The organism is Paenibacillus sp. Soil724D2, from assembly GCF_001427935.1.
Taxonomy (GTDB): Bacteria; Bacillota; Bacilli; order Paenibacillales; family NBRC-103111; genus Paenibacillus_E.
In genome coordinates, this window is sequence record NZ_LMRY01000059.1 from 67,547 (window position 1) to 92,238 (window position 24,692).

Sequence of the window (24,692 nt, forward strand, 5' to 3'; positions counted from 1 at the left end):
GATTCCGGCAGCCTGTTGTTTTAGTGCTCTCGTTGTTTGTTTTAGCGTAACCTATTTACAAATTACAGGTTAAATTATGAAGGCATCTTACTGTTCGCATATGCAGCCGCCCCGATCATACCAGCCTGTCCGCCTAATTTCGCTTGTTCTATCTTACAAGCATGGGAAGAAAGCTTTAAAGCATGATTTCGGGCGGTATCGCGTACTGAATTCAGCAAGCGATCACCAGCTGCCGACATTCCGCCACCAACTATAATTACTTCTGGATTTAATAAGTTGATTACATTCGAAAGACCAAAACCAAGAATCTTTCCTGTTTCATGCATCACCTCAATTGCAAGTGAATCTCCCAGATCGTATGCCTCTGAAATCATCTGGGCAGTAATTGCCGTCCGATCGTCTCCCACCCATTGCAATACGGTACTAGACCGACCTTCTTCAAGCTTGTCTGTAAAGGTTTTAACCATTCCTATCGCCGACGCGTATCTCCCAAGACAACCTGAGCTTCCACAACGACAAGGGCGACCTTCCCGGTACATATTCATATGCCCAATTTCGCCCGCGCTAGATGTTGTACCGTAGAAAACCTTTCCATCATTTACAATACCAGATCCTAGACCCGTACCTAACGTGATCAATACTAAGTTTTTGTAACCGATGCCTGCACCAAACAGCCATTCACCATACATATTTACCCGCACATCATTGTCGATAAAAACAGGAAAGTCAAAATTGTTTTTCATTTGATTCACAACATGAATGTTTTCCCAATCTGGAAAGTTTGGTGAAAATATGGATAGACCTTCATCTGGATCAAGTAAACCAGGGATTCCCATACCCATGCACTTAATAGAAGTTTGATTGATTCCCTCGGACGACATCATCTCTTGAACAATTTCTTTAATCTTGTTTAACACATGACCAGGTCCTTTTGCGGCTTCCGTGGGGTCACTTCTTTCGTGAATTTTTTGAAACTCCGTGTTGAAAATTGCGGACTTAATATTGGTTCCGCCAAGATCAATTCCAATAACATATTTACTCATAACTATCTCCGCTCCCATATATGATCCGAATGCTTATTAATCAGTCATTCTTAAGTTACTTTGATTTTCAATAGTCTGGTTTTCGTGACCATACCCGCACTCTCCAGAGTCCTCTTAGAAGCTTCGTTATAGTACCAACATCCACTTACAGGCTTAATACCCTGCTTATCACACCATTTCCTTAATTGTAAAATGATGACTTTCCCGATTCCTTGCTTTCTATATGCCTCATTAGTAAACATACCTATGCTTGCTAATCCTTTGAACATCTTAGACTTCTCAACTACTCCGATTCCAAGCAACACAGCACCTCTATAGTAGGTGAAGAGTTCTCCACTTGCAATCCGCCGTTCGTATTGGTCAAGAAAATCTCCACAGATTTGTTGTATCTGCTGCAGATCTTCTAAATTAGCAAGGCGAAATGATTCATCACCTGATACATTACTCTCTATTATGTCCGCATGATTGTCTTGGAAAAAGTAAGCTTGTTTGTTGATCGTAAAGTCCTTATCTATCGCTAGGCTTACAAATAGTTCATCGCAGGTCGGAACGAAAAGAGAGTTCACTGTATTACTTTCAAGCACTTGGCTAAACATCTTCTGCGCGTACATTTGGTAGGGGCGACTGATGTAGAATTGGGTAAGAAGTTCGTTATTGTGAATAGCATAGTAACCCACTACGTTTGATCCCTCTTGGATCATGTAAAAAGTCGATGCTAGAATATGCTCCTCCAAGAAGGAATCAAAAGGTGAAGATAGAGAGTGGATGTATTCTTCAATAAGAAATTGAATTTCATTGATAAGACATTCTTTTATAATCATCCCAAGCCATCCTTTCATGAGAGACTAACATTAATTCCATAGTAAATGATGCATTTCATAAATTAAAGGGAAAGTATTCGTTAAACGAACCTCCCGTTAGCTCTGCCCGACGAACACACTGCGTCCTCCATTAACGCCAAAAATAATAAACGTTCACCCAATAGAGTGAACGCCTAATTACTATCTGCCAACGTTAACGCTTCGCCCCAAATGGCCGCAAAACGTAGATACCTCCTACCTCCGTATCGAATTCAATCCGATCAGCATCAATCCTACGACAATCAATGATAACGCCCTCCGACACAACGGTATCAACGGGCTGCTTGCTTCTCACTCTGCATAAACCTCCGTGTTGGGATCGCAGGCTCACTTCTGTCCATTCCCCCTGCTCCCACCGGATCTCCACCTCGAATCCACCTCTGGCCAGCAAGCCTTTCACGAACCCGTCAGCCCACGGTGCGGGTAATGCGGGAAGTAGGCTAAGTTCATCGGCATGACTTTGAAGCAGCATCTCGGCGATTCCTGCCGTACCGCCAAAGTTGCCGTCAATTTGAAATGGAGGATGCGCATCGAATAAATTCGGGTAAACGGATGTCTCCAGCAGCTGTCGTACATAGCGATAAGAAGATTCGCCTTCTTCCAGCCTCGCGAACAAATTAATGATCCAGGCACAACTCCAGCCTGTATGTCCCCCACCCTGCTCCAGTCTTCTCCGAAGCGAGGTCCGCACTGCTTCCGCCAACTGAGGATGCTCGTGAAGCAAAATTTGATTCCCCGGGTAAAATCCATACAAATGAGACATATGCCGATGCCCCGGTTCATTTTCCATGAAATCTTCTATCCACTCCTGGAGTTGTCCGTACTGCCCAACCTGCAGCGGATAAAGTCGTTCCCTTGCCTGGTTCAGCGCAGATTGGAAGTCCTGATCAACCTCCAAAACTTCGCAGGCCTGCATACAATTATTGAATAAATCCCAGATGAGCATGAGATCCATCGTTGCCGCTTTGCTGACAGACGATACATAGCCATTGGACGAAATAAATTGATTTTCCGGCGAGGTGGACGGATTCGTAACCAGAAATCCTGATGCGTCCTCCACCAGCCAATCAAGCACAAACATGGCCGCCCCCTTCATCAGCGGATAGGCCTCATTGCGTAAATAGGAAGTATCTTGGCTAAAAACATAATGCTCCCATAGATGCCTGCAAAGCCAAGCTCCCGACATCGGCCAAAAAGCCCAATGGATGCCTCCATCCTGCTCGCCAACCGGGTTGGATAGCTTCCAAATATCCGTATTATGATTAGCAGCCCAACCGCGGCAACCAAACGTTTCCGATGCAGTAGCTGCTCCTGTAAGGGCTAATTCTCCGATCATCCTCAGCAGAGGCTCATGGCACTCGCTCAAATTACAAATTTCAGCAAGCCAGTAATTCATTTGAACGTTAATATTGGTCGTAAAATTGGAGGACCATGGCGGCCGGAGCTCCCGATTCCAGATGCCTTGCAGATTCGCCGGCTGGGAGCCCGTTCTTGAGGAAGCGATCAATAAATATCTGCCGAATTGAAAGAATAACTCTACCAAACCACGATCATCTGCGCCTGTGCGAAATCTTTTCAATCGCTTGTCTGTCGGTAATTCAGACTGCTCTGGGTCGCCAAGCTTTAGTTCCACTCTATGAAACAAGCGTTGGTAATCTTCTATATGCCGCTCTAGCAGCTGGGCATATCCTCTAGAGCCTGCCGCTTCAATTCTGCTGAGGCAGGTGCCTCTTAGCTTATGCTGCCGGTTCGGGTCCTCAACTGACGGATACGTTGTCGCAGCAGTGATCAGCAGAACTGCCTTCTGCGCCCCCTGCACCGTGAGCTCCCCTTGATGGGTAACCGAAACCTCACCTTCATCGGCAAACACTGCCAGATGCAGCTCGAACTCAATGCTTGGCCGTTCGTCGTAGAGAATAGGAGTCTCCACTCCCACACTCCTATAGTTCGGCTCTACGTGACTGGGACATCGTCCCTTGTAAACCAGATGTCTGTCCGTTAGCCTGATCACTTCTCCCTGCAGCATGCCCTGCAGCGAGGCTGTAAAGATCAGCTCCTGCTGCTCCGCTTCGAGACGTACAACCATCACTTGATCTGGGTTACTGCAAAATGCCGTCTGCAACAAGCTCTGCTCACCGCTGGACGTCATAAGTACTTGTGTAACGGCGTTATCCAGTGACAGCTCCCGCTTATACGCCGAAATCTCTCCTGGAAACTCGCGCTGGATGATCAGGTTGCCCAAGGGTAAGTACGACTGTGCATAAGAGCTCAACGCTTCTTGGTGGATCAACTGCTCTGCTTCTTCATAACTGCCTTGATCAATGAGATTTCTGACTTTAGACAGGCTCGGAAATGGCCGCGGCCGCTGAGCATTATGCGGAGTCCCTGACCATAGCGTATCTTCGTTTAATTCAATCCGCTCCACAGTCTCTCCGCCGAACACCATGCCGCCCAATCGCCCGTTACCGATCGGAAGCGCCTCTTCCCACTGTACCGCCGGTTGCTCATACCAGAGCTTCAATTCTTTTTCACTCATACGCTTGCCCTCCTACTGATATCCCACTATCAGACATGAATCGTTTGCTATAGAAGTCCATCCAACGATTTTTTATTAAGGCATGGCCAGCCGGTGTCGGGTGAATACCGTCCCAAAGCCAATAAGCCGCGGGCGCCAGCTCGCAGGCATCAATAAAGCTTTGCTGCAAATCGATATAGTCCAGGTCGTATTCATCCGCAATCTTACGAATTTGCTCCTGTTTCCGGCTCATTTCGGAATGCCATGCTTGCCAAGCTTGCCCCACCTGACCTGCTGGAAGCAGAAACGGCTCGCAGATCACAATCGCTGTTGAGGCCAGCAGCTCCTGCGTATCCTCAATCAATCTGCGATACGTTCGCACAAACCTGTCCTGAACCAAATCCTGCTTCCCGTTCACGAATGCATGAACATCGTTGACCCCGATTAAAAGACTGATCAAATCAGGATGCAGCGAAAGCGCATCCTCCTCCCAGCGTCCATACAAATCGGCGATGCGGTTCCCGCTGCAGCCGCGGTTAACCATATGCGGTGCTTGTCCGGCTGCCTGCAAACCCAGCTCTGCAGCAAGCAGAAACACATACCCGTGACCCAAGATATGATTCAAGTCATCGTTTCTTCCGCGATTACCGTCGGTAATCGAATCACCCTGAAACAATATGGATGAAACCCCAAATTTATTCATAGCTAACCTCCTTTTGATCAGCAATGTTCCCATACCATGACAGGAAAGCATCGGCTATAGCTAAGCCCGCCTCCCCATTAGGATGCGGGTCCGAGCTTGAGGCCATATAGGCTGGATTAAGCAGATTGTCGTTTGGTGCTGCTTGGGAAAGCACCTCTGCCATATCAAACACGTGATCGGCACCAAGGATGGCATGTTGGCGTATTGAGTCATTGACTTGTCTCCAGGCTAACTCCTGCGAATCGGTGAAATTAAATGTAGGAACTGTGCATAGGATAACCGTCTTTGCAGCATTATCCTGCTTAAGCTTGGCGACGATGGTCTGCAGGTCGTCCAGCACTTGAGCCGCAGTTCGGCCAGCAGTACCGATATCGTTAACCCCCAATGCAATGACGACTTCATCGCTTTGCTTGGCCTTGTACAGCCAGGCTCCATCGCTTGCAGCATCATAGGCTCTTGCCCATCCTGAACCGATATTCCAGACGCTTGTTGAATGCCCGAGCCCCTTCGCAATGTGTGCAGCCCAGTATTCATAAGCATCCAAACGGGTCCGCACGCCTTGGGTAATCGAATCCCCCAGAAAAGTAATGTGTTTCGCATACACACGCTCGTAGCCAATGAAATCCGGCAGCACCAGACAGTTGACAGATCTGCGGTATAAATCGGATGACGCTTGATCAGCAGCATGTCCCGGCGCATCATAGGCAGATACCAGCAAGCCTTCCGTATTGAAGGGAATGCTGTTCCCCGCATCCATAGTCGTAATCGTCCATGTAAATGCCAAATAATTTCCTTCCGGGATAGTTAAAGTTACGGCATCACTCCAGAACGTTTCACCCGGTATGACTAGTTTGGAGAACGAAGAATCGTAAGTTAACGGTACTTGAGTGCCTGAAACGAAACTTCCATCGGGAAGTCTCCCACCGTCAGCTATGTATGCCGCCTCAATTCTCCATGAACCCCCTTGCAGATTTGCCCTGGAAACAGACCCGTCCGCCCATGTGGAGTCCACGTTATTGCTGCACCAGAATTTTATCTTCAGCTTTCCGTATTCCCTCGGCTTGATGTAAGTTCTGTAAGAGTGCGTAAAGGTTGAATTGCTAGTCATGATATAATTTTTAGCCGTTGAAAGAACGGTGGCTGACCTATAGGAAGCCCACATCGCTGAAATGACATCCTTTCCTTAGCCTTTGACGGCTCCGGCTGTTAAGCCGCTGACGATATATTTCTGCGCCATTAGATATAAGACAAGAACAGGTAATGAAGTCAGCGTCAAGTCGGCGAAAACGAGATTCCAGTCCCTGCTGAATTTACCGTAAAAGTTATATACGGATAAAGGCATCGTCCAATTGGAGCTATCCGTCAAGAAATAAATCGGGATTGTAATGTCGTTCCAGACGGACATAAATACCATAATTGCCACAGTGGCATTTACCGGAATAATTAACGGGAAAATCACTTTTATAAATACGTCGAACATATTGGCGCCTTCCAGAAAAGCTACCTCATCCAGCGCTCTTGGTATCGACCTCATGAAACCTGTGTACAGAAAAACGCTAAAAGCGCTGTTCATCGCCGCATAAATAAAAATTGCGCTCGTAATGGTGCCGTAAAGGCCCAACCATTGGACAACACGAATCGTCGTAATAATCGAGACTGGAGCAATTAACCCCATAAAGAAAAACAGGTAGATCAGATTGGAAAGCTTTGTATCCCGGCGCACAATAATAAAAGCAGCCGCAGAAGTCGTGATAATGTTCAACACGGAAGATACACCGGAAATCAGGATGCCATTCCAGAAAGCACGAAGCAGCCCTCCCTGTTCAATCACTTCCTTGTAATTGGAAAACATCCATTTACGAGGCAGCTTTAAAGAGAAATCCAATACTTCTGAGCTTGTTTTAAAGGAACCTAACAGCATAATGAGCAATGGAGCTATTATGGCGAGCGCAAGGATCAGCATGAGAGCTTCCACAACTAACGCCTTCCAGTCGGTTTTACGCAATGAAATCATTATTCCTGTACCTCCTTGCGACGCATATACATGAGCAGCGGAATGGAAATGAGCGTTACGGCTATAAACAGTACGGTATTCACGGCCGTTCCAAGCCCCCAGTTGCCTTCGCCAAATGCTTTTAAAATCATGGTCCCAATGACCTGAGAAGAATTCCCGGGACCTCCTCCTGTCAGAACGAACACCTCGGAGAACACCTTCAAGCCTCCGATCAAGGTCAGCATGACATTGATATTAATAGCGGGCCACAGCAGCGGGAGCGTAATGTGAAGGAAGCTCTTCCATCCTCCCGCTCCGTCGATTCGGGCCGCTTCGTAATAATCTTTCGAGATGGATTGCAGCCCTGCCAAATAAATAGCCATTTGAAATCCGGTAAATTGCCAGATCGCTAGTCCGCTAATCGTCAGCATAATAACGGAGGGGTCTGTCAGCCAAGCTTGCTTCAGAACACCCAAGCCTACGGCTTCAAGGATTTGATTAATTAAGCCCTCCGAACGAAGCATAGGGATGAACAAGAGACTGATGACCAGTACGCTTATAATGGAAGGTGTGTAAAATATGGCTCTTAGCCAATTTCTGGTTTTTAAATTCATATTCAGTGCAACTGCAAGAAGGATTGCCAGCACATTTTTGCCAATGACAGTTACAATAGCGAAGATAATCGTATTCTTGATGGCCAGAAGCAGCGTCTCGTCCGTGAAAATACGTTCAAAGTTATACAGCCCGTTGAAATGGATCTCTTCCGTGTCCAACCGCCAATCCGTAAAGGAATAAAACAAACCAATCACCGTAGGCAGCACATAAAAAACCAAATAAAGAAGAAGAGCCGGCAAAATTAAATAGTAAGAATAAAGACGTTTCGTAATTCTCATGTTATCACGCTCCATAAAAAACTTCGGCAGAATAAAGCCCTGAAGCTTCATTCTGCCTTTTGGCGAAACCTTTTGAAACCTTAAACTTAGAAGCCCGGCATTTTCTTGTCTTTCATCAGCTGAGCGAATTTTTTATCCCAGGAAACATAAACGTCTTTCGGAGTCTTACCGCCCGCATACATGTCTTGGTAGCCTTTCCATAGCTCTGAGATATCGACTGATAGGTACGCGTCCATCGTCATCGTCGTTTTATTCGTTTTCATATAGGTATCAACGATCGCCTGCTTATATGGAGGCAGTTCCGGCGTTTGGATATCTTTGAAATTGGAAATATATTTGTTCGTTGTTACAATTTTTTGCCCTACGCTTTGGGAGGCAAGGTAATCCAGGAATTTCTTGGTTTCCGCCAGATGTTTAGCTTTTTTAGGGACGAACAATTGGCCGCCTAGCGGGCTTATTCCCAAATCCGCTCCGTCTGCATACGGGATAGCAAAGAGTCCAAGATGAATGTTTGGATCTTTTTGATAGGCGTCATTAATGAGCCAATCCCCCATAGCCATCATAGCGACTTCCTTCTTCAGGAATTTATTGACCGCCATGTCATAGCTATCGCTTAATACGTCTTTGTTCGTATATCCTTTCTTATACAGGTCCAGCTGCTGCTGCGTAACGGTTTCAAAAGCGGGAACTTCGGTCCATTTGCGCTTATTCGCGTTCAAATCTTCCCACAATTTAGGATCGTTTTTCTTCGCATAATCGGCCAATGCGGCTGCTGTCCAAATATTAGTCGCCCAGGAATCTTTAAAAGGCATGAAGATCGGAGTGATACCGCTTGCTTTAATTTTATCGCTAACCGCCAGCAGTTCAGTATAATTCTTTGGAATAGACAATCCCAGTTCCTTGAATATATCCTGGTTGTAAACCATTCCCTGCTGCCCTGCATCCTGATTCAAGTGAAACGCGTAAATATGCCCGTTAGAAGAAAGTACATCCTTGTTAAGCAATCTGGAAGCCCACGGCTCATTATCCAGCTGTTCAAAATTTTTATCCAAATTTAGTTCTCTTTCAGCACTGACGAGGTTATATAGAATCAGGTCAGGCACTTCTCCCACAGCCAGCTTCGTCTGCATGATCGTGGAGATTTGCTCGGAAGGAAGCATCTGGATGTTGACGTGAATATTCGTCTGCTTTTCAAACTCCGCTAGCATTTCTTTATTCGCATAAGCTGCGTTCTCAGAGCTTTTCCCCAATGCAAATTCAATCGTTACTTTGGCAGACTGCGAGGGAGCCGCTTTATCCGTGCTGCTTGGCGTGCTGCTTCCGCCCGAATCTGGATTGCTTTTGGATCCACAGCCTGTCAGGGAGAGCGCTATCATAAGCGTAAGGGAACTAAATAATATTTTTTTATTTATTTGTTTCAAACTGAACCCCTCCATCATGTTGGTTTGATGAAACCCGTTGCAACTGGTTACAACTACGATTATAGGTATCTATTCCTGCAAAGTACATGTTCGTGGTTGACTCTTCCTGTGTAATATTATGAACCAATTTGGGGGTATTAACGATTTCATTCCGGTGTTATAGTAGGGTTATTCATGACACTACAGGAAGGAAGGTGCGCAGAAGTGAATAACTTGATCGGCAAAAAGCCGCTGCAGATCAACCTCCAGACTAAGCTGTTTGCAACCTTTTTCATTCTGCTTATCTTCATTCTCGGCTGCTTTCTGATCTATGTGAATGTGCTAGTCGTCAAGCCGCTCAAAGAAAGAACCATCCAGGACACTCTCTTGACAGCCACCAAAGTTGCTAGTCAACTGGACAGCTACATCGCTATGCAAAACCAGCTTTCGCAGCGCGTATTATCCAATCGGGATATTTTCTCTTTTTTGTATGAGTCCTTGAGCAAAAAGTCAACTTCTTCGATTGATGATTTGAATCAAAAACGTGTGCTTAGCGATATTATGTTTCGTGCCGTCGGCCCAAGCCTAAATATCCATGATATGATCATATACAGCCTTCAAGGCGATGAGTTGGCTTCCTATATCGGATATACGGACTTGCCTTCGCTTGAGCCCGTATTAAGTGACGAGACGGCAAGAAGGAAATTGGAAAGCAGCAGCTACATTCTCTATGCGCCCAAGGGCCAGCCAATTTCCTTTATACGTTCCATCGTGGATGTGAATGGCACCGTCTTCGGCTATCTGTCCATTCAGATGGATAATCGTGATTTACAATCCTTGGCTGACGCTGGCAACACCGGAAACGTATTTGTAACAGACGGCAACGGTGAGGCGGTTATTAAGTCCTCAGACACGGAGTACAAGACACCTGACGGAAGCAATGACTACCTTTCAAACACGAACGGCATTTATAAAGATACTTCTGAGAACTATGTCGCCTTCCAGAAATCTTCGTTTACAGGATGGACGGTATATGTGATCACACCAAGCAAATCCGTTCTTGGTTCTGTCAATTCCGTTAAAAATATTGCGATAATCATCATTGTCTCACTAACGTTATTCTCGTTCCTGTACATCTATTTCACGTCCAAAAGTCTAGTACTGCCGATCAGGAAGCTTCGCAGTCAAATTCTTCGCATCAACTATAACAACCTGAGCATGAACATGGATAGCCGGCTGTATAACAATGAACTGCTGCTGCTGAACGAAGCGTTTCGCGAGCTTTTTGATCGGCTGCAAGAATCGATCGAAAGAGAGAAGATGGCGGTTCACAAAGAGGCAATGGCGCGGAATTCGGCGCTGCAAGCACAGATCGCTCCGCATTTTATTCACAATGTGCTTTATTTGATCAGCATTGCAGCTCAAGAGAACAAGGTACAAGTCGTTAGTGAAATGTGCAAGCATTTATCCGAAAATCTGAGATATGCCGTTTCTTCTCCGTATGAGCATGTCACTTTATTGGATGAAATCGAGCATACCAAACATTACTTATCGTTGATTGGGCAGCAATACGAAGATGATCTCATGTGGGAAATAGACATCGACCATTCCTCTGAATCCATACTGCTGCCACGCCTAGTCATTCAACCATTTGTGGAAAACTGCATCGAACACGCCTTCGATCGATCTGATCCTCCGTGGAAAATCCAGATTAAGGCCAAGCTGTACAACGGGCTTTGGGCTATTGAAATCACGGATAACGGCGGGGGGTTTGCGGAATCCAAGATCAAAGAAATTCTCAGCCATATCGACGACATGAACCCCGACTCCCAGGAGCAGGAGAGTCTTGCGGCGGGAATCGGCAATATGGGGATTGTGAACACCGTAAATCGCCTCAAGCTTATGTACAGGAACCGGTTATTTTTTAATTTGTACAACAATTCCGGCAGCCAGGGCGCTACCATCCAAATTATAGCTTCGTTAACCAAAGACTTTTACTAGATTCATGCGGGAGGGACAACGATGTTTCAAGCTCTCATTGCAGAGGACAGCAAACCGATTCTGCGGAACCTCAAAGCGCTCATTCAAACTTCCGGTCTTCCTATTCAAGTCGCAGCCGTCGCAACGAACGGCGAGGAAGCGCTGGAGTTTTGTCAGCATAACGCAATCGACATCCTCATTACGGATATCAGAATGCCTAAGATGGACGGTCTTACACTGATCGATCAAGCCAAAAAAATAAACACCAAGCTGAAGGTCGTTCTCATCAGCGGGTACAACGATTTCGAGTACACACGAAAAGCCATTAATTTGCAGGTATGCGACTACTTGTTAAAGCCTGTAGAACGCAGTCAGATGATGGAGGTTATGGAACGAGTCGTCGCCCAGCTCGAAGAGGAACACCATACAGAAAGCTCCGTATTCGATGGAATTCTGGATCCTTCTTCCAGCCGTCTTATGAAACTGGAACCGGCTTTCTTTGAGCAATCCAAGCTGTTGTGGGTGGTTCGCAAGCAAATCTTTACGCCACTTTCGGATCACTGGAATTCGGAGATTATTAAATTGAGACTCACGGAGGCTTTAGAGGGGCATCCCTTCTGGCTTTTTCCAACTCAAGATCCCCAGCAGCTTCTTATCCTGATGAATGCTTCTTTCATTGAGGGCCACAATTACAACTTGAATATTATGGAAATAATACACAATTGCTTTGTTACACTGGGCCTCGATGTCTCTATAGCTTGCAGTTCCAGATCGGTAGTGCCTAAGAAGATCCCCGAGTCTTACAGGGAAATTTCACAGACACTCAAGGAGCAATTAAACTTCTCCAAGCCGATCCTGCTGGATGTCAGCCTTCCTTTGCACATACAGCAAGCTTCCCAAGAGGAAATAAACCGAGTAGGCGACAACTATACAGGCATGATACAGAGACTTCAGAAGGACCGCTTTCTCCTGCAGCTCTCCGAGCAGTTGAGTAAATGGCAGCAGGCTGACCTCCCCGTCGCCCAGTTGGAACGCTTTGTATCCCGGCTTGTAGGAGCATTCGAATCCTCTGCAAACCCGCATACCGAATGGAAAAACTGGGCGGTGCTTGAACAAGCCAGGAAACTATTTGAACAATCAAGCTATGCCGACTTTTGCTCTGAACTTCTTGCATTTTCGGGCGAATGCTTCGACTTTTTGCTGACCTCTAACAAAAAAAGCGGCAATGAGTTGTTTATGAAAATCGATGAGCATCTCAGAACGAACCTGTATGCCCAGGTGTCTATGAGCGATCTTTCCACGAAATTTCATGTAAGCTCTTCCTATATAAGCCGGATTGTAAAAAAATACTCTCAAAACACGTTCGTACATCACTATCTGGATTTGAAAATTCGTGAAGCAAGAAGACTAATGGAAACAAATCCCGATATGAAAATCAAAGAATTATCGGATGCGCTCTGCTTTCACGACCAGCATTACTTTTCAAAAGTGTTCAAGGAATATGTCGGGTGCAGTCCATCGGAATACAAAGCAGCAATTCCCTTTAAGCCTCAAGATGTATAAAGAAGCCAGGGCAAGAATTGGACAATTGAAACGAAAAATCCGACTTGCCTTTTGAAAGGAAAAGTCGGATTTCTCAGTCTCAATCTATCTTTGCACCGTATGAACGCAAAAAACTAACAGCTTGTTCTCTGTCCATCCGTGCGCCTTTGACAACAAGCGTTTTAAAATCGATTCCATCCATATTAGCGCCACGCAAGTCCGCACCCTGCAGCTTTGCTTTTCCAAAAATTGCACTTGTCAGGTCGCAATCTCTTAGATCAGCCTTCTCCAGATTAGCATCAGAAAGATCTGCTCCATGATAACGAACTCCTCGCATAACCTGTTTTGCTAATCTAGCTTGTCTCAAATTTGTATAGGACCAATCCCCTCGAACCAAGGTAACACCATCCATTTGAGCGCCTGCAAAGTCTGAGCCTGTCATTTTACAATGGTTAAATTCAGAAACGAAGAGATTAGCTTCAGCAAAATTGCAGTTTTCATAAGCAGATTCTGTGTGAATCGAACCATTCAACAAAGCTCCGCGAAAATTGCATTCTATGAACCGGCATTGATTTATCGTGATTTCCTCCATCGAACTGCTGGTAAATGTACAACGTTTAAAGGTGCAGCGAATAAGTTCACCGTATCTTAAATCCCGCCCGCTAAAATCAACTGCCTCGTAGTGTTGATCTATATACTGAAACATATTGGCCTCCCTCAAACAAACGACAGTATTAACCCTATAGACCCTACTAGTTATTTTTTAATATATCATATGCGTGTCAAGTACCTGTCTAATCTCAATCAAAAGTCAAGAATTATATTTTTACCCTTTTGGCTATTCTATAATTAGATAGGAATGAAAAATTGGTTGAGAGGGATATTAGTCCCCACTCAACCAATTTTCTTTGTTTTCACCGATCAAAGTACGTCGTATAGAGCCATCATAGCCGGTGAATATTGAATTCAAAGGCTAGGTCTTGGTCTGCTTTGATCAGATACTCATCATGTACCGGCGCCCCCCAGCTGTCGTCACCGCCAACGCCCATCTGTCTGCCCGCTACCGTGACGACCGTGTAATGAACGTTCGGCAGCTCATAATGATGGTAGGCATTTTCCAGCTCGAATGCCGTAAATGGCGAAATGTTACATTCCACCGGCTGAACAGCTGGTGCGGTTATCCGAATACCGTGGCCATTGTTGTTCGTAATGTTCACACGGCGGACGCCTGTGCGGTTCCCCGACTCTTGCGGCACGACATAGCCAGACACATTATCAGCAGCGTCATTCTTGAACACCCCGAGCCTTGCTCCGAAGGCGCGATCGATATAGTTCTCCTCAGGTCCCATCGCGTACCAATCCAAATGGAAATAATCAGCTGGAACCTTGAACGACAACGCGAATATCGGCAGTTTCGGAAGACCGGTTGCTCCCTCGTAGCGAGATTTGACGTTCAAACTGCCGTCGGCATACACCGTGTATGCAACCGTCACTAAAACGTCCGCGCTGATACTAAGCTTGTACTGAAACGTTACTGTTACGCTTCCCGCTTGCTCCGTCAATTCGACACCGATGCATTTGCGCGTTAAGCTCGCCGCGTACCAAGCACCCGAGTCAAAGCCGAGCGAGAATCCTTTATCGTTATCCGTTGTCGCACGCCAGAATAACGGCGCTGGCGGAATAGCGATCATCTCTCGGCCGGCATAGTTCAGTGAAATCAGGCTTCCCGCCTGCTTCGAGAACATGATACTAAAATCTCGTCCATGAACCCCTATGTTTACATCGCCATCCACGACTCTGAATGATCCTTCAGGTTGTGCAGACGAAGCCGGATCATCAACCAGAAATACGTACTGCCCGAACGAAACCTCATGTCCAGCTTCAGCCCATAGAGTACTCTCCTTCAAATTGAGCGACGCATGTACGACATACTCACCTGGCTCATCCACAGACGGCAGCTCAAGCGGTACATAAGCCTCGCTTTGCGCCGGAACGTCGATATTCCTCTTGCCTCGGAATATCTCCTTACCTTCTTTATGCAGGACAACTAGCAGATCATAGCCCTCAGTACCTTCGAACAGGTTCTCGTTCGTCACCTTCACACCTTGGCGATCTGGCACGAGTTTAATGTTCTGGTAGAGGAACTTCACTTCCTGCATCTTTGGCGACACCTTGCGGTCCGCGTAAACAATACCGTTCGTGCAGAAATTATAGTCGGTGGCGCGGTCGCCGAAATCGCCGCCGAATGCGAGAAACTCTTTACCGTAACGATCTTTCTTGACGATCACCTGATCGATATAATCCCAGATAAAGCCACCTTGATACATAGCATATTTCTGTTCAAGCTCTGTATATTTATGCATGCCACCTACCGAATTGCCCATCGCGTGCATATATTCGCAGCTTATATACGGCTTCTGCGGGTTATCGTTTAAATAGGCCTCGATGTCCAACGGCTTCGCATACATACGGCTCTCCATATCGCTCGTATCGTTATACTTACGGTTATGAAAAACCCCTTCATAGTGAACAAGTCGACTAGGATCCTTCTCCCGGAAATAGTTCGACACGTTTAGCAGGACTTCGCCCGCATAGGCTTCGTTACCGACCGACCAGATCAGAATAGAAGGATGGTTCTTGTCGCGCTCGACCATCGAAATTGCCCGGTCCATCACGATATCCTGCCATTCTGGCTTATTCGCCGGAATATTCCAAGATGGCTCTACTGCGCCCATCTTCTGCCATGAACCATGTGTTTCCAAATTCATCTCATCAATGACGTAGATGCCATAGATGTCACACAATTCGTACCATAACGACTGATTCGGATAATGTGATGTCCGGACGGCATTTAAGTTATTGCGTTTTAGCGTAGCAATATCCCACAACATATCTTCCTTCGTAATGGCCCGTCCCTTGCGGCTGTTGAATTCATGACGGTTGACACCCTTGAAGACGATTCGTTTGCCGTTAAGGTGCATGATTTTATTTATCATTTCAAACTTACGGAAGCCGACCCTCTGCGAAATAACCTCAACAAGCTTGCCTGCTTGATCATAAACGCTGACATATAGAACATACAAATATGGCTTCTCTGCACTCCACGGTGTAACTTGTCCAGCATCCATAGACAACGATATAGCTTCGATGGTTGACACTTCGGAGCGAGCCGTCCCAACAGTATGCCCCGCCGCATCCTTTAATTCCAGGTAAAAAGCAGCTTCTTGCCGATCAGCCAGCTTAATATCCGCACGAAGGCTGCCATTCTCATATGCAGCATCAAGATCAGCATGTACAAAAAGATCGCGAACGTGAATGCTCGGAACGGTGTATAAATAAACGTCACGGAAAATGCCTGAGAAACGCCAGAAATCTTGATCTTCCAGCCAGCTGCCTGTACTTCTTTGATACACTTCTACAGCAAGCTTATTCTCACCCTCCTGCAGGAACGGCGTCAGGTCGAATTCCTCCGGAGTAAAGCTGTCTTCGCTATATCCGATAAATTCTCCGTTTAACCACAAGTAAAAGGCTGACTCCACACCTTGAAACGATATGTAGACGGGCCTGCCCTTCATATGATCAGGCAGTGTGAAGTACTTCACATAACTGCCGACCGGATTATCATGTTCCGGAATAGCTGGCGGACGAATATCGTGTTGCCCATCCCATGGATACATCGTATTTACATATTGAGGTTTTCCATAACCCTGCAATTGAATGTGTCCTGGCACTTCAATATTGCTCCAACTGCCGCACTCGTAATCGAGCTGATGGAACAGCTCAGGACGATCAGCAGGCTTCCCGGAATAGTTGAATTTCCAACTGCCGTTAAGGTCGTGCCTTAGCGCCATAGGTGCTATTGCTTCTGCTTCCTCTAATGTTTCGTAATAACGGTGATCTGAGTGCGCCGGCAGACGGTTCACCGCAAATACGCCTACATCTGTAAGCCAGCTTAGGTTAGGCTTCGTCAATTTCATTACATTTTCCCCCATAAAGTTATTTAAAAGCCAGGTGATATGCGCTGTGTGCGTAATCACCTGACTTTCTTTTTTTCTATTTCACCGAGCCTGTCATACCTGCTACAAAATGCTTCTGCATGAGGAAGAAGACAAGTGCAGTCGGAATCGTCGAAATCACGATTGCCATCATAATAATGCCATAATCAGGTGAATAGCTTGATCCCAAATTCGATATCAGCATGGGTATTGTTTTTTTCTCCGGTGATTGCAGAACGATGAGCGGCCATAAATAATTGTTCCAGCTCGACATGAACGTAATAATACCCGCTGCGGCGTATGTCGTCTTCATCGTTGGCATGAAAATACGGAAGAATAGACTTAATTCGTTCAGCCCGTCAATTCGACCAGCCTCCAAGAGCTCTCTCGGAAACATCTTCGTATTTTGACGGAAGAAGAAAATAAGAAATGCCGTGGTGAATGTCGGCAGCACAACGCCGGATACGGTATCCAGCCCGATAAATGGAATAACGCGTGAGATACCACCGAACATTTGAAATAGCGGTACCATGATAGCCGCGAACGGAATCATCATCGACAGTAACAGAATGTTAAATACGACGTCCTTCGCCTTACTTCTATAAATTTCAAAGCCGTACCCGGCTAAAGAGCCGATTAACATGGCCAATACGGTCGTTGTAATCGATATTTTAGCGGAACTCAGTAAAGCAGGTACAAAGTCTACCTTACTAAATAAATTTGTAATATTATCCACAAGGTGGCTTCCGGGAAGTAATCTTCCCTTCGTCACATCGGCCGACTTATTGGTGGCGCTGATAATCATCCATAGAAACGGAAATATGGAAATAAACGCAGCGACACTCAGAAATATATAAATAAAGATACGTTTCCATTTATCCATTTTTATCACCTGCTGCTTTAAACTGAACAAAGGCCAATATAATGATCATGATCACGATGGAATACGACACCGTTGCGGCATATCCGAAATCCGCTGAATATTTAAAGGACAAATTGTAAATATACTGGGAAATAGACATCGATGCGTTCCCCGGTCCGCCCTTCGTAATGTTAACAACTTCATCAAATAACTGCAGCGTACCAATTGTCGATGTAATGGAAGTAAATAAAATAATGGGCTTGAGCAGAGGCATCGTGATTCCAAAAAACTGTCTCGTTGATGAAGCTCCATCAATTTTTGCAGCCTCGTAAATCGATTGATCGATATTTTGAAGCGCGGACAAGTAGAAGATCATATTATAGCCTGTCCAGCGCCATGTGATTGCAATAATAACCGTTACTTTCGCCCAGAACGGATCCGTGATCCATTGAATCGGGCCTGCAATAAGATGAATCTTGATCAGAAGTTTGTTAACCAAGCCCTCCGTGGCAAACAAATATTTAAAAATAACGGAATACGCTACAAGCGAGGTAACAGCCGGCAAGAAAATCGCCGTACGGAAAAAGCCTTTGAATTTCAACTTACTGTCGTTCAATAACACAGAGATAAACATAGCTAGAACAATCATTACTGGAACTTGGATAATCAAATAAATAAACGTGTTCTTAACCGCGGTTATAAACGTTTTATCGCTAAACAGACGAGCGTAGTTATCTAAGCCGACGAAGGATAAATTCATTCCCTTACCCGATTTAAATGATAAAATAAGCGCTTGAATCATGGGATAGAAATAGAACACTGCAATCATGATGACCGCCAGGATAATAAACATCCAACCAGTCAAGTTAGCTCTTGTGCGAATATTTACGCCAGGCCTCGCTGCTTTCACGTTAGCCTAACCCCTTTCTTTACGGAAATAAAACCATGGAACTTCCTCCAACGCCTGCAGCCGGAAAGTTGACTTAGGAATCAGGAGAAGGCGAAGCCCCAGGTTTTATTAATTACCGTATGATCTAAATTATTTGACTTGTGTTTCTGCTTGAGCTTGAGCGTCGCTTAACACTTTGTCGATATCTGCACCCTTTAAATAATTTTGCATTTGGACGACAAGGATATCTTCAATCGCATACGTATGCATACCATAGTTCACTTTTGGAATTTGCTCTGTCCATTTGGCGAAATCGGCAATTACTTTTTGACCGCCGAAGAATTCGTCAGCTTGTGTGTACGCAGGTCCGGATGCCGCGGCTTTTAACGTACCGATTGCACCAATCTCCGTAACAAGCTTCTGATACAAATCAACGTCAGATCCAAATGTCTGTTTCAAGAACTCAGCCGCAGCTTCTTTTCCATCGACGTTCATGACGTACCACGAGCTGCCGCCAAGGTTCGATGCATGAACAGATTTTGGGTTGTTTGTCAGTTTAGGAAACGGTACGACAGCCCATTTGCCGGACTGCGATGCTTCTTTTTTAACCGAAGCCGTAATCCAGTTACCCGTTGGAATCGTAGCTACATCGCCACTGTTGAATGCGCCAACGAATTGACTCCAATCCGATGTGGCTTTCACAATGTCCGCTTTCATTATTTCTTTATAGGTTTCAGCTGCTTCCTTCAAGGCCGCGTTGCCTGCCAAGTTAGGCGTCGTTCCATCTTCTTTTAAATACCACGAGCCTGCGGACTGAATCATCATGCGAATAAGCCCAAGATCGTTCGGATCTTGTGTTAGCAGTTGTTTGCCTGTTTTGGCTTTCACTGCTTTACCGATCTCAATCAGCTTCTTCCAGTCGATATCCTGCAGATCCTCAACCTTATAACCCGCTTGCTCTAAGTAATCTCTTCTTACAAACAATCCAGCAACGCCGGAATCGAATGGAACCCCGTATTGTTTGCCATTTACACTTGTAGGTCCGATTTTGTAATCGGCGAAATCAGTCGGTTTAATCACATTTGTTAATTCAAAGAACGAATCTGGATAAGCTTGCAGGAAGCTTTGTGCACGATAATCTTCAATCAATACGATTGTCGGCAAGCTTTTTGTCGTGCCAGCATTCAAGCCTGCGTTCAATTTCTGAATGATATCGGCTTGCGCGTTTTCCACAATGTTGATCTTCAAACCGGAATTGGGATTTTTCGCCTCGTAAGCTGCTTTTGCACGTTCCATAGCACCAATATTAAATACTTTATCCCACGCCCATACTGTAATTTCCTTCGCAGCTGCAGGCGTAGCTTCAGCGGTTTTTCCACCCGTATTCGGCACATTATTCCCTTTGCTTGAGCATGCCGTCAGTAGTACTAAGCTGGCCAATAAGATGGCGAGTACCTTTTTCACAAAAATTCAGCCCCTTTTAAATTACTATAAGTTAGTTTTGAAAGCGTTTGCTCCGCTAACAATTGTCATTATAACAATTCGTTAAAATGACCCGTTAGTAATATATTTGTGTGGATTTGTCATTCTATTGTTAGCTTTCCATTGGATCTTTATGTAAATAGCAATTAATTTGTTTTTTGGTATTTTTTTTAGGTATGAAGGAGTGGAAGCTTTATTTTCACTCTCGTTCCTTCACCGATGTTACTCACAATAGTAACGCCGTATTCCTCTCCGTAAAGCAGTGCTACACGGTCATGCACATTTCGAATTCCAATACCGGAGAAAAATCGACTGCTGCTAAAGGAGCTCTGCGAATTATTCCCATTATCAAAGCCTTTCATTCCAATACCATTATCGATGACCTCGCAGACCAGTGCATTTGCCTCGCGCGACACCAGTACATAAATGTACCCTTCGTTCCTTTCATGAAAGGCATGAAAAAAAGCATTTTCGATAAAAGGCTGGATGATGAGCTTGGGAACATGATAGGACATACAATCTTCGGCTACAAAATAATCGACTTTGATCAGCTCACCGTAACGCACATGATTAATAAATACATAATTTTTCAAATTATCAAGTTCTTGCTCCACGGTTATCGTTTCACTAATGTTGCTGACGGTATTCTGGAGAAGGGAGATAAGGGAGTTGATGGTAGCGGCGGCTTTCTCCTTATTCCCCTGCTGAACCAAAATTTTCACGGATGCCAGCGTATTGTATAGAAAATGCGGGTTAATCTGCATTTGTAGAGCGGATAGCTCCGCGTTGCGCTGGTCCTTCTGTGTCTGAATCAGCTTCTTTATATAATCGTTAAGCTCGTCCAGCATGTAATTGTACGCATGTCCGAGCTCCTTGATTTCGTAGCTGCCAGTAACTGTTATATAATTATCGAAATTATTTTCCGTAATGCCCGACATTTGTCTGGCTAGCAGGGTCAATGACTTTGTCAAGCGTCTTGAAATAAGAAATACTATAAGCAGAGCTGCGAACACGATAGCCATACAAATAAGCGCAACCCTTTTGACATCGACCACCTGGCTAAGCACCATTTGTTTATCAATGAGATTGACTAGATAAAAATCATACGTAGGAAGGTACTCCGAAAGCACTAGACTGTTTTTACCCATTACATTTACATCTTTAACATTTATTTTTTTTTGTTCCATTTCTTTGGCATAGCCAAGTAAATCATGCGCCTCTTCGCCAATTAACTCATGACGGTTACTTGATACGACGTTGCCCGAACGATCCAATATGATAACGTCGTTGCCATCACTTGTGAAATTCGTGAAGAATCGCTTAAAGTCACTTTCTCGTATGGCAAAATAAAGAACACCATATGGATTGCCGCTCGTTCTCTCCATAAGTGCCCTAGAAGCGACAATCACCGGGTCAGCTTCAGACGTATTGGTTATGCTTTCTTTATCCAATTGATAGATAAGCCTCTTTGGCGTGGCTAGGGTATTGACGGTTAACCTGCTGTTTCTCAGCTTTTCCAATGAGCTCGGCCAATAATAGCTATCCGTCGAGTGGCTTTTCTTATTCATTCCACTGATCGTAATTGTAACTGGGTAGGCGGCTACATTAGACTGAATCCGTTTCATCTGTTGGCTAGCCTCATACTGACTTCGCACCGTAGAAAGTGTGTCCATATCCGGACTCGTCAGAAACTCTTTTATCGTGCCGTTCTGCAGCACATTATTTGATGCCGTAACGATAGAATAATTGAACGATTCGAAATTCGCTTGAATCTGGCTAATGATTTTGGAGTTCGTAATACTGAACGTATTCATGAAGAGTCGTTCCGACATTTGAATCGTGACAACTGAAGTGAATAGCGACACGGAAATAATACTAACCACCGTGACGATAAACATTTTAATAAAAAGACCGTGATATTTAAATTTGTCCAGAAGTCTCCTCATAACCTAGTTCCTTTTCTTGTTGAGATGAATTTTTTTGTATTGGCTCGGTGATATGCCCGTTAATTTCTTGAATACTTTTGTAAAATAACTATGGTCTGAATAGCCTACTTTTCCGCTAATTTCGGATATAGATGCGAAATCCTGCTTCAGAAGATCCGCTGCCTTCTCGACTCTGATCTTGTTCAAATATTCGCTGAAGCCTTCTTTATTATGCGATGTGAAATAACTCGACAAATAAGAAGGATTAAAATGAAAATGCTTAGCTATTTCCGTTAGGCTGAGCGGCTCAGCGTAATGCTCGTGGATATAATCAAGAAGCATCGTCATATTCGGATTTCCGCCCGTTGACCGCTTCGTTTTTATAACAGCGTTTGTTTCCTGTATAAATGTCTCAAGAAGCCTGATCGCTTCGCTGACATGTGACGCTTCGCCTATCGATTTGAAATAAGCATATTTCGCTTCTTCCAAATTCTTCATATCCAATTCCAAACGGCCAAGCACAATGGTTATATTAAAAATGATGTTTCCCAAAAAGGACTTGAACTCAAACACATCCGTTTGATAATGGTTTGACGCGGCCTGCACGTACCCCAATAACTCTTGGAATGCCTCTTCGAACTGTTGCCGATTCATTTGTTCGGTAAAGCGCGTCATATTAAATTTCGCAACCTCTTCAGAACGCTTCGGCAGTTCCCCATAGACAATTAAATTGTTGGAGGTAGGTAAAAAAAAGCGATAAGCGTTTATTTTCAGGAACCCATCCCTAAAGTTCGTGCCGAGCTGTCTCAAATCGCTAAATGCCTCACCGACCGTCCAACCAATCTCCGGCTGCTGATTCCTTGTCCAAGCGGCAAGCTTCCGAACGATAAATGTGAAACGATCCCACTCGCTCTTGTCCATGTTTACCAGCACAAGAACCATGTTAGGATCAGTGGGAACGGGATAATAAACCGCATGATCTAAGCCGCTATCCAACTCAGCAGCAATTTTCGCCATCCATTGTGAAGCGGTATGTTGATCCTTGCTCTTGCTCGGCAATTGCTTGAGATCAGCCCCCAGCAGGATGTAACTAGGATATGGAAAAGCAGCGGTGGTATCTTTAAAATCGTCATCGACCTCATAACCGGAAATAAGCTTATCGATGACAAGCTTAATGGACAAGCTGCCATCGTCATTGGACTCTTCCAGCTTTAAAGAGGGAATCTTACGCGCGGTGCGCTTTAATATGTCGAGCAGCTGCTCAGCTTCAAGCTTTGGCTTTAATATATAATCAGCAACCCCGCTTTGAAAGGTGGACCTCACATAATCAAACTCACCAAAACTGCTTAAAATGATCACTTCAATTTCCGGGAACTTCGACTTTATCACACGAGTAAGCTCCGCTCCTCCCATAACAGGCATCACGATATCGGTAATAACGATATGCGGCTGTGTGCGCTCTATTTGTTCAAGAGCATCTTTGCCGTTGGAAGCCTCTCCTACGATCTCAAACCCCTCTTGTTCCCAGTGCAACAAGTGCTTGATACCCTGTCTGACTAAAATTTCATCATCTACAATAAGTACACGACAAGAACGAGCCATCCCTTTACCTCCGCAATGAATTTCTATGGCCTTCTTTTAAATCATTCGTAATAACTTCGAATCACGATGTCTTGATCGTAGTTGCCGAATCCCCTTCCGAATAAGGTTAATCCACCTCGACCTCGAGCGGTATCTTCAGCACTTATTCGCAATGTCCACTGTGTGCTATCCCATTGTACATCCTTGATCGTGACATCAGAAATTTGCTGACCATCTATGAATGTACCGTTTGCATTTATTCGAAGTACTTTCATTAATCCGTATTGATTGACGTCAGAATGCCACCAATCCGGTGAGAATCTGCCTCTCATTCGACCGAAATCTCCGGGACTCGTCCACATTCCCAGTAATTTATCATTGATTGTAAATTGGATGTCCGAAGGCCAGTTTTCATTAATATGGGGAGCTTCGGAACCGATTTCCATGGAGATTTCAATTTCTTGTACGATTTGATCTTTGAAGAGATAGTTTGGTAATTTATATTCGACAAACCCTCTAGCAAACCACAAAATGCCTGCATGAACGCGTTCAGGATCCAAAAAATAGGTCGGATTATCGTAATAACCGATCATCTTTTCTGTTGTTGCAATTCCACACGTAGGGGAAACCGCGAAATCCGTGTATTGGCCAACAGGCACAGCAACCTCAACGAATTTTCTTTTCAACTTAGAAGAACGGGATAATTTTATTTGCAGGTACTCCGTTGACAACGAACAATACTTATAGGTCCCGCCGTTAACCCTTTTCATTTTATAGCTTACAAGCCCTGCTCTCTGCAGTTTGGTAACATGCGTACTGACAATAGCACTGCTTAGGTAAAGTTCAGAAGCCAATTCTTTAATATGCATCTCTTTTGTATATAATAAATCAATAATCTGCAGCCGTACCTCGCTCGCCAATGCCTCGTAGACCCGAAGCGATTCCGAATCCGTTGATAAATACATGATTACACACCCACTCTTGAATTAGTAATTTAGTTAATTCTATGTTTTTTCACATCCAACGTAT

At 44.9% G+C, this 24,692-nt stretch carries 18 protein-coding genes; 2 read left to right on the forward strand and 16 right to left on the reverse strand.

All coding sequences use genetic code 11. The features are described from left to right. Nucleotides 1–74 precede the first annotated feature (74 nt). The 8 genes from ASG85_RS33850 to ASG85_RS33885 all read right to left on the reverse strand — a co-directional run bounded on the left by ASG85_RS33850 (nt 75) and on the right by ASG85_RS33885 (nt 9,428). On the reverse strand, nt 75–1,043 hold the full coding sequence (locus ASG85_RS33850; RefSeq protein ID WP_060649166.1) for an ROK family protein: 969 nt from the start codon (nt 1,041–1,043) through the stop codon (nt 75–77). Nucleotides 1,044–1,093: 50 nt separating this feature from the next. Beyond that, on the reverse strand, nt 1,094–1,864 hold the full coding sequence (locus ASG85_RS33855; protein ID WP_235550278.1) for a GNAT family N-acetyltransferase: 771 nt from the start codon (nt 1,862–1,864) through the stop codon (nt 1,094–1,096). Between the two features lie 193 nt (nt 1,865–2,057). Continuing rightward, on the reverse strand, nt 2,058–4,439 hold the full coding sequence (locus tag ASG85_RS33860; RefSeq protein ID WP_060649168.1) for a glycosyl hydrolase family 95 catalytic domain-containing protein: 2,382 nt from the start codon (nt 4,437–4,439) through the stop codon (nt 2,058–2,060). Further along, entirely contained in the window at nt 4,432–5,121 is a 690-nt protein-coding gene (locus ASG85_RS33865; RefSeq protein ID WP_063860465.1) for an SGNH/GDSL hydrolase family protein, read from the reverse strand. The genes ASG85_RS33860 and ASG85_RS33865 overlap by 8 nt, the downstream gene beginning before the upstream one ends. After that, entirely contained in the window at nt 5,114–6,283 is a 1,170-nt protein-coding gene (locus ASG85_RS33870; RefSeq protein WP_060649169.1) for an SGNH/GDSL hydrolase family protein, read from the reverse strand. Before ASG85_RS33870 ends, ASG85_RS33865 begins: the two co-directional genes overlap by 8 nt. A 21-nt stretch (nt 6,284–6,304) precedes the next feature. Next, entirely contained in the window at nt 6,305–7,135 is an 831-nt protein-coding gene (locus ASG85_RS33875; protein WP_060649170.1) for a carbohydrate ABC transporter permease, read from the reverse strand. Then, entirely contained in the window at nt 7,135–8,007 is an 873-nt protein-coding gene (locus ASG85_RS33880) for a carbohydrate ABC transporter permease (RefSeq protein ID WP_060649337.1), read from the reverse strand. The genes ASG85_RS33875 and ASG85_RS33880 overlap by 1 nt, the downstream gene beginning before the upstream one ends. An 86-nt stretch (nt 8,008–8,093) precedes the next feature. Next, nucleotides 8,094–9,428, reverse strand: a complete 1,335-nt coding sequence (locus ASG85_RS33885) for an ABC transporter substrate-binding protein (RefSeq protein WP_235550279.1) — start codon at nt 9,426–9,428, stop codon at nt 8,094–8,096. 174 nt (nt 9,429–9,602) lie between these two features. On the opposite strand from ASG85_RS33885, the gene ASG85_RS33890 reads away from it, so the two are divergent. Then, complete coding sequence (locus ASG85_RS33890) at nt 9,603–11,408, forward strand: sensor histidine kinase (RefSeq protein ID WP_156397038.1); 1,806 nt, start codon at nt 9,603–9,605, stop codon at nt 11,406–11,408. Nucleotides 11,409–11,429: 21 nt separating this feature from the next. Further along, nucleotides 11,430–12,950, forward strand: coding sequence for a response regulator (locus ASG85_RS33895; RefSeq protein ID WP_060649172.1), 1,521 nt, complete (start codon nt 11,430–11,432; stop codon nt 12,948–12,950). 79 nt (nt 12,951–13,029) lie between these two features. Here ASG85_RS33895 and ASG85_RS33900 read toward each other — a convergent pair whose 3' ends face one another. The 8 genes from ASG85_RS33900 to ASG85_RS33935 form a co-directional block, all read right to left on the reverse strand. Beyond that, on the reverse strand, nt 13,030–13,635 hold the full coding sequence (locus ASG85_RS33900; protein ID WP_060649173.1) for a pentapeptide repeat-containing protein: 606 nt from the start codon (nt 13,633–13,635) through the stop codon (nt 13,030–13,032). 238 nt (nt 13,636–13,873) lie between these two features. Continuing rightward, nucleotides 13,874–16,906: a glycoside hydrolase family 2 TIM barrel-domain containing protein gene (locus tag ASG85_RS33905; RefSeq protein WP_060649174.1), complete on the reverse strand. Its 3,033-nt coding sequence runs from the start codon at nt 16,904–16,906 to the stop codon at nt 13,874–13,876. A 76-nt stretch (nt 16,907–16,982) separates the two neighbouring features. Then, nucleotides 16,983–17,807, reverse strand: coding sequence for a carbohydrate ABC transporter permease (locus ASG85_RS33910; protein WP_057302037.1), 825 nt, complete (start codon nt 17,805–17,807; stop codon nt 16,983–16,985). Further along, a complete protein-coding gene (locus ASG85_RS33915; protein WP_082588357.1) occupies nt 17,800–18,639 on the reverse strand; it encodes a carbohydrate ABC transporter permease in 840 nt (279 codons plus the stop codon). The genes ASG85_RS33910 and ASG85_RS33915 overlap by 8 nt, the downstream gene beginning before the upstream one ends. A 186-nt stretch (nt 18,640–18,825) precedes the next feature. Beyond that, nucleotides 18,826–20,139: an ABC transporter substrate-binding protein gene (locus ASG85_RS33920; RefSeq protein ID WP_057302039.1), complete on the reverse strand. Its 1,314-nt coding sequence runs from the start codon at nt 20,137–20,139 to the stop codon at nt 18,826–18,828. A 188-nt stretch (nt 20,140–20,327) separates the two neighbouring features. Continuing rightward, complete coding sequence (locus ASG85_RS33925) at nt 20,328–22,103, reverse strand: sensor histidine kinase (protein WP_057302040.1); 1,776 nt, start codon at nt 22,101–22,103, stop codon at nt 20,328–20,330. Between the two features lie 3 nt (nt 22,104–22,106). Further along, nucleotides 22,107–23,684 (reverse strand): response regulator transcription factor, encoded by a 1,578-nt coding sequence (locus tag ASG85_RS33930; RefSeq protein WP_060649176.1) that lies wholly within the window; start codon nt 23,682–23,684, stop codon nt 22,107–22,109. A 41-nt stretch (nt 23,685–23,725) separates the two neighbouring features. Beyond that, complete coding sequence (locus ASG85_RS33935; protein WP_060649177.1) at nt 23,726–24,628, reverse strand: ArsR/SmtB family transcription factor; 903 nt, start codon at nt 24,626–24,628, stop codon at nt 23,726–23,728. Between the last annotated feature and the right edge of the window lie 64 nt (nt 24,629–24,692).

Excerpts from the sequence above, each read along its gene's own strand:
- ASG85_RS33850 (WP_060649166.1), bottom strand. The coding sequence starts at position 1,043 with ATGAGTAAATATGTTATTGGAATTGATCTTGGCGGAACCAATATTAAG.
- ASG85_RS33855 (WP_235550278.1), bottom strand. The coding sequence starts at position 1,864 with ATGATTATAAAAGAATGTCTTATCAATGAAATTCAATTTCTTATTGAA.
- ASG85_RS33860 (WP_060649168.1), bottom strand. The coding sequence starts at position 4,439 with ATGAGTGAAAAAGAATTGAAGCTCTGGTATGAGCAACCGGCGGTACAG.
- ASG85_RS33865 (WP_063860465.1), bottom strand. The coding sequence starts at position 5,121 with ATGAATAAATTTGGGGTTTCATCCATATTGTTTCAGGGTGATTCGATT.
- ASG85_RS33870 (WP_060649169.1), bottom strand. The coding sequence starts at position 6,283 with ATGTGGGCTTCCTATAGGTCAGCCACCGTTCTTTCAACGGCTAAAAAT.
- ASG85_RS33875 (WP_060649170.1), bottom strand. The coding sequence starts at position 7,135 with ATGATTTCATTGCGTAAAACCGACTGGAAGGCGTTAGTTGTGGAAGCT.
- ASG85_RS33880 (WP_060649337.1), bottom strand. The coding sequence starts at position 8,007 with ATGAGAATTACGAAACGTCTTTATTCTTACTATTTAATTTTGCCGGCT.
- ASG85_RS33890 (WP_156397038.1), top strand. The coding sequence starts at position 9,603 with ATGACACTACAGGAAGGAAGGTGCGCAGAAGTGAATAACTTGATCGGC.
- ASG85_RS33895 (WP_060649172.1), top strand. The coding sequence starts at position 11,430 with ATGTTTCAAGCTCTCATTGCAGAGGACAGCAAACCGATTCTGCGGAAC.
- ASG85_RS33900 (WP_060649173.1), bottom strand. The coding sequence starts at position 13,635 with ATGTTTCAGTATATAGATCAACACTACGAGGCAGTTGATTTTAGCGGG.
- ASG85_RS33905 (WP_060649174.1), bottom strand. The coding sequence starts at position 16,906 with ATGAAATTGACGAAGCCTAACCTAAGCTGGCTTACAGATGTAGGCGTA.
- ASG85_RS33910 (WP_057302037.1), bottom strand. The coding sequence starts at position 17,807 with ATGGATAAATGGAAACGTATCTTTATTTATATATTTCTGAGTGTCGCT.
- ASG85_RS33915 (WP_082588357.1), bottom strand. The coding sequence starts at position 18,639 with ATGTTTATTATCCTGGCGGTCATCATGATTGCAGTGTTCTATTTCTAT.
- ASG85_RS33925 (WP_057302040.1), bottom strand. The coding sequence starts at position 22,103 with ATGAGGAGACTTCTGGACAAATTTAAATATCACGGTCTTTTTATTAAA.
- ASG85_RS33930 (WP_060649176.1), bottom strand. The coding sequence starts at position 23,684 with ATGGCTCGTTCTTGTCGTGTACTTATTGTAGATGATGAAATTTTAGTC.
- ASG85_RS33935 (WP_060649177.1), bottom strand. The coding sequence starts at position 24,628 with ATGTATTTATCAACGGATTCGGAATCGCTTCGGGTCTACGAGGCATTG.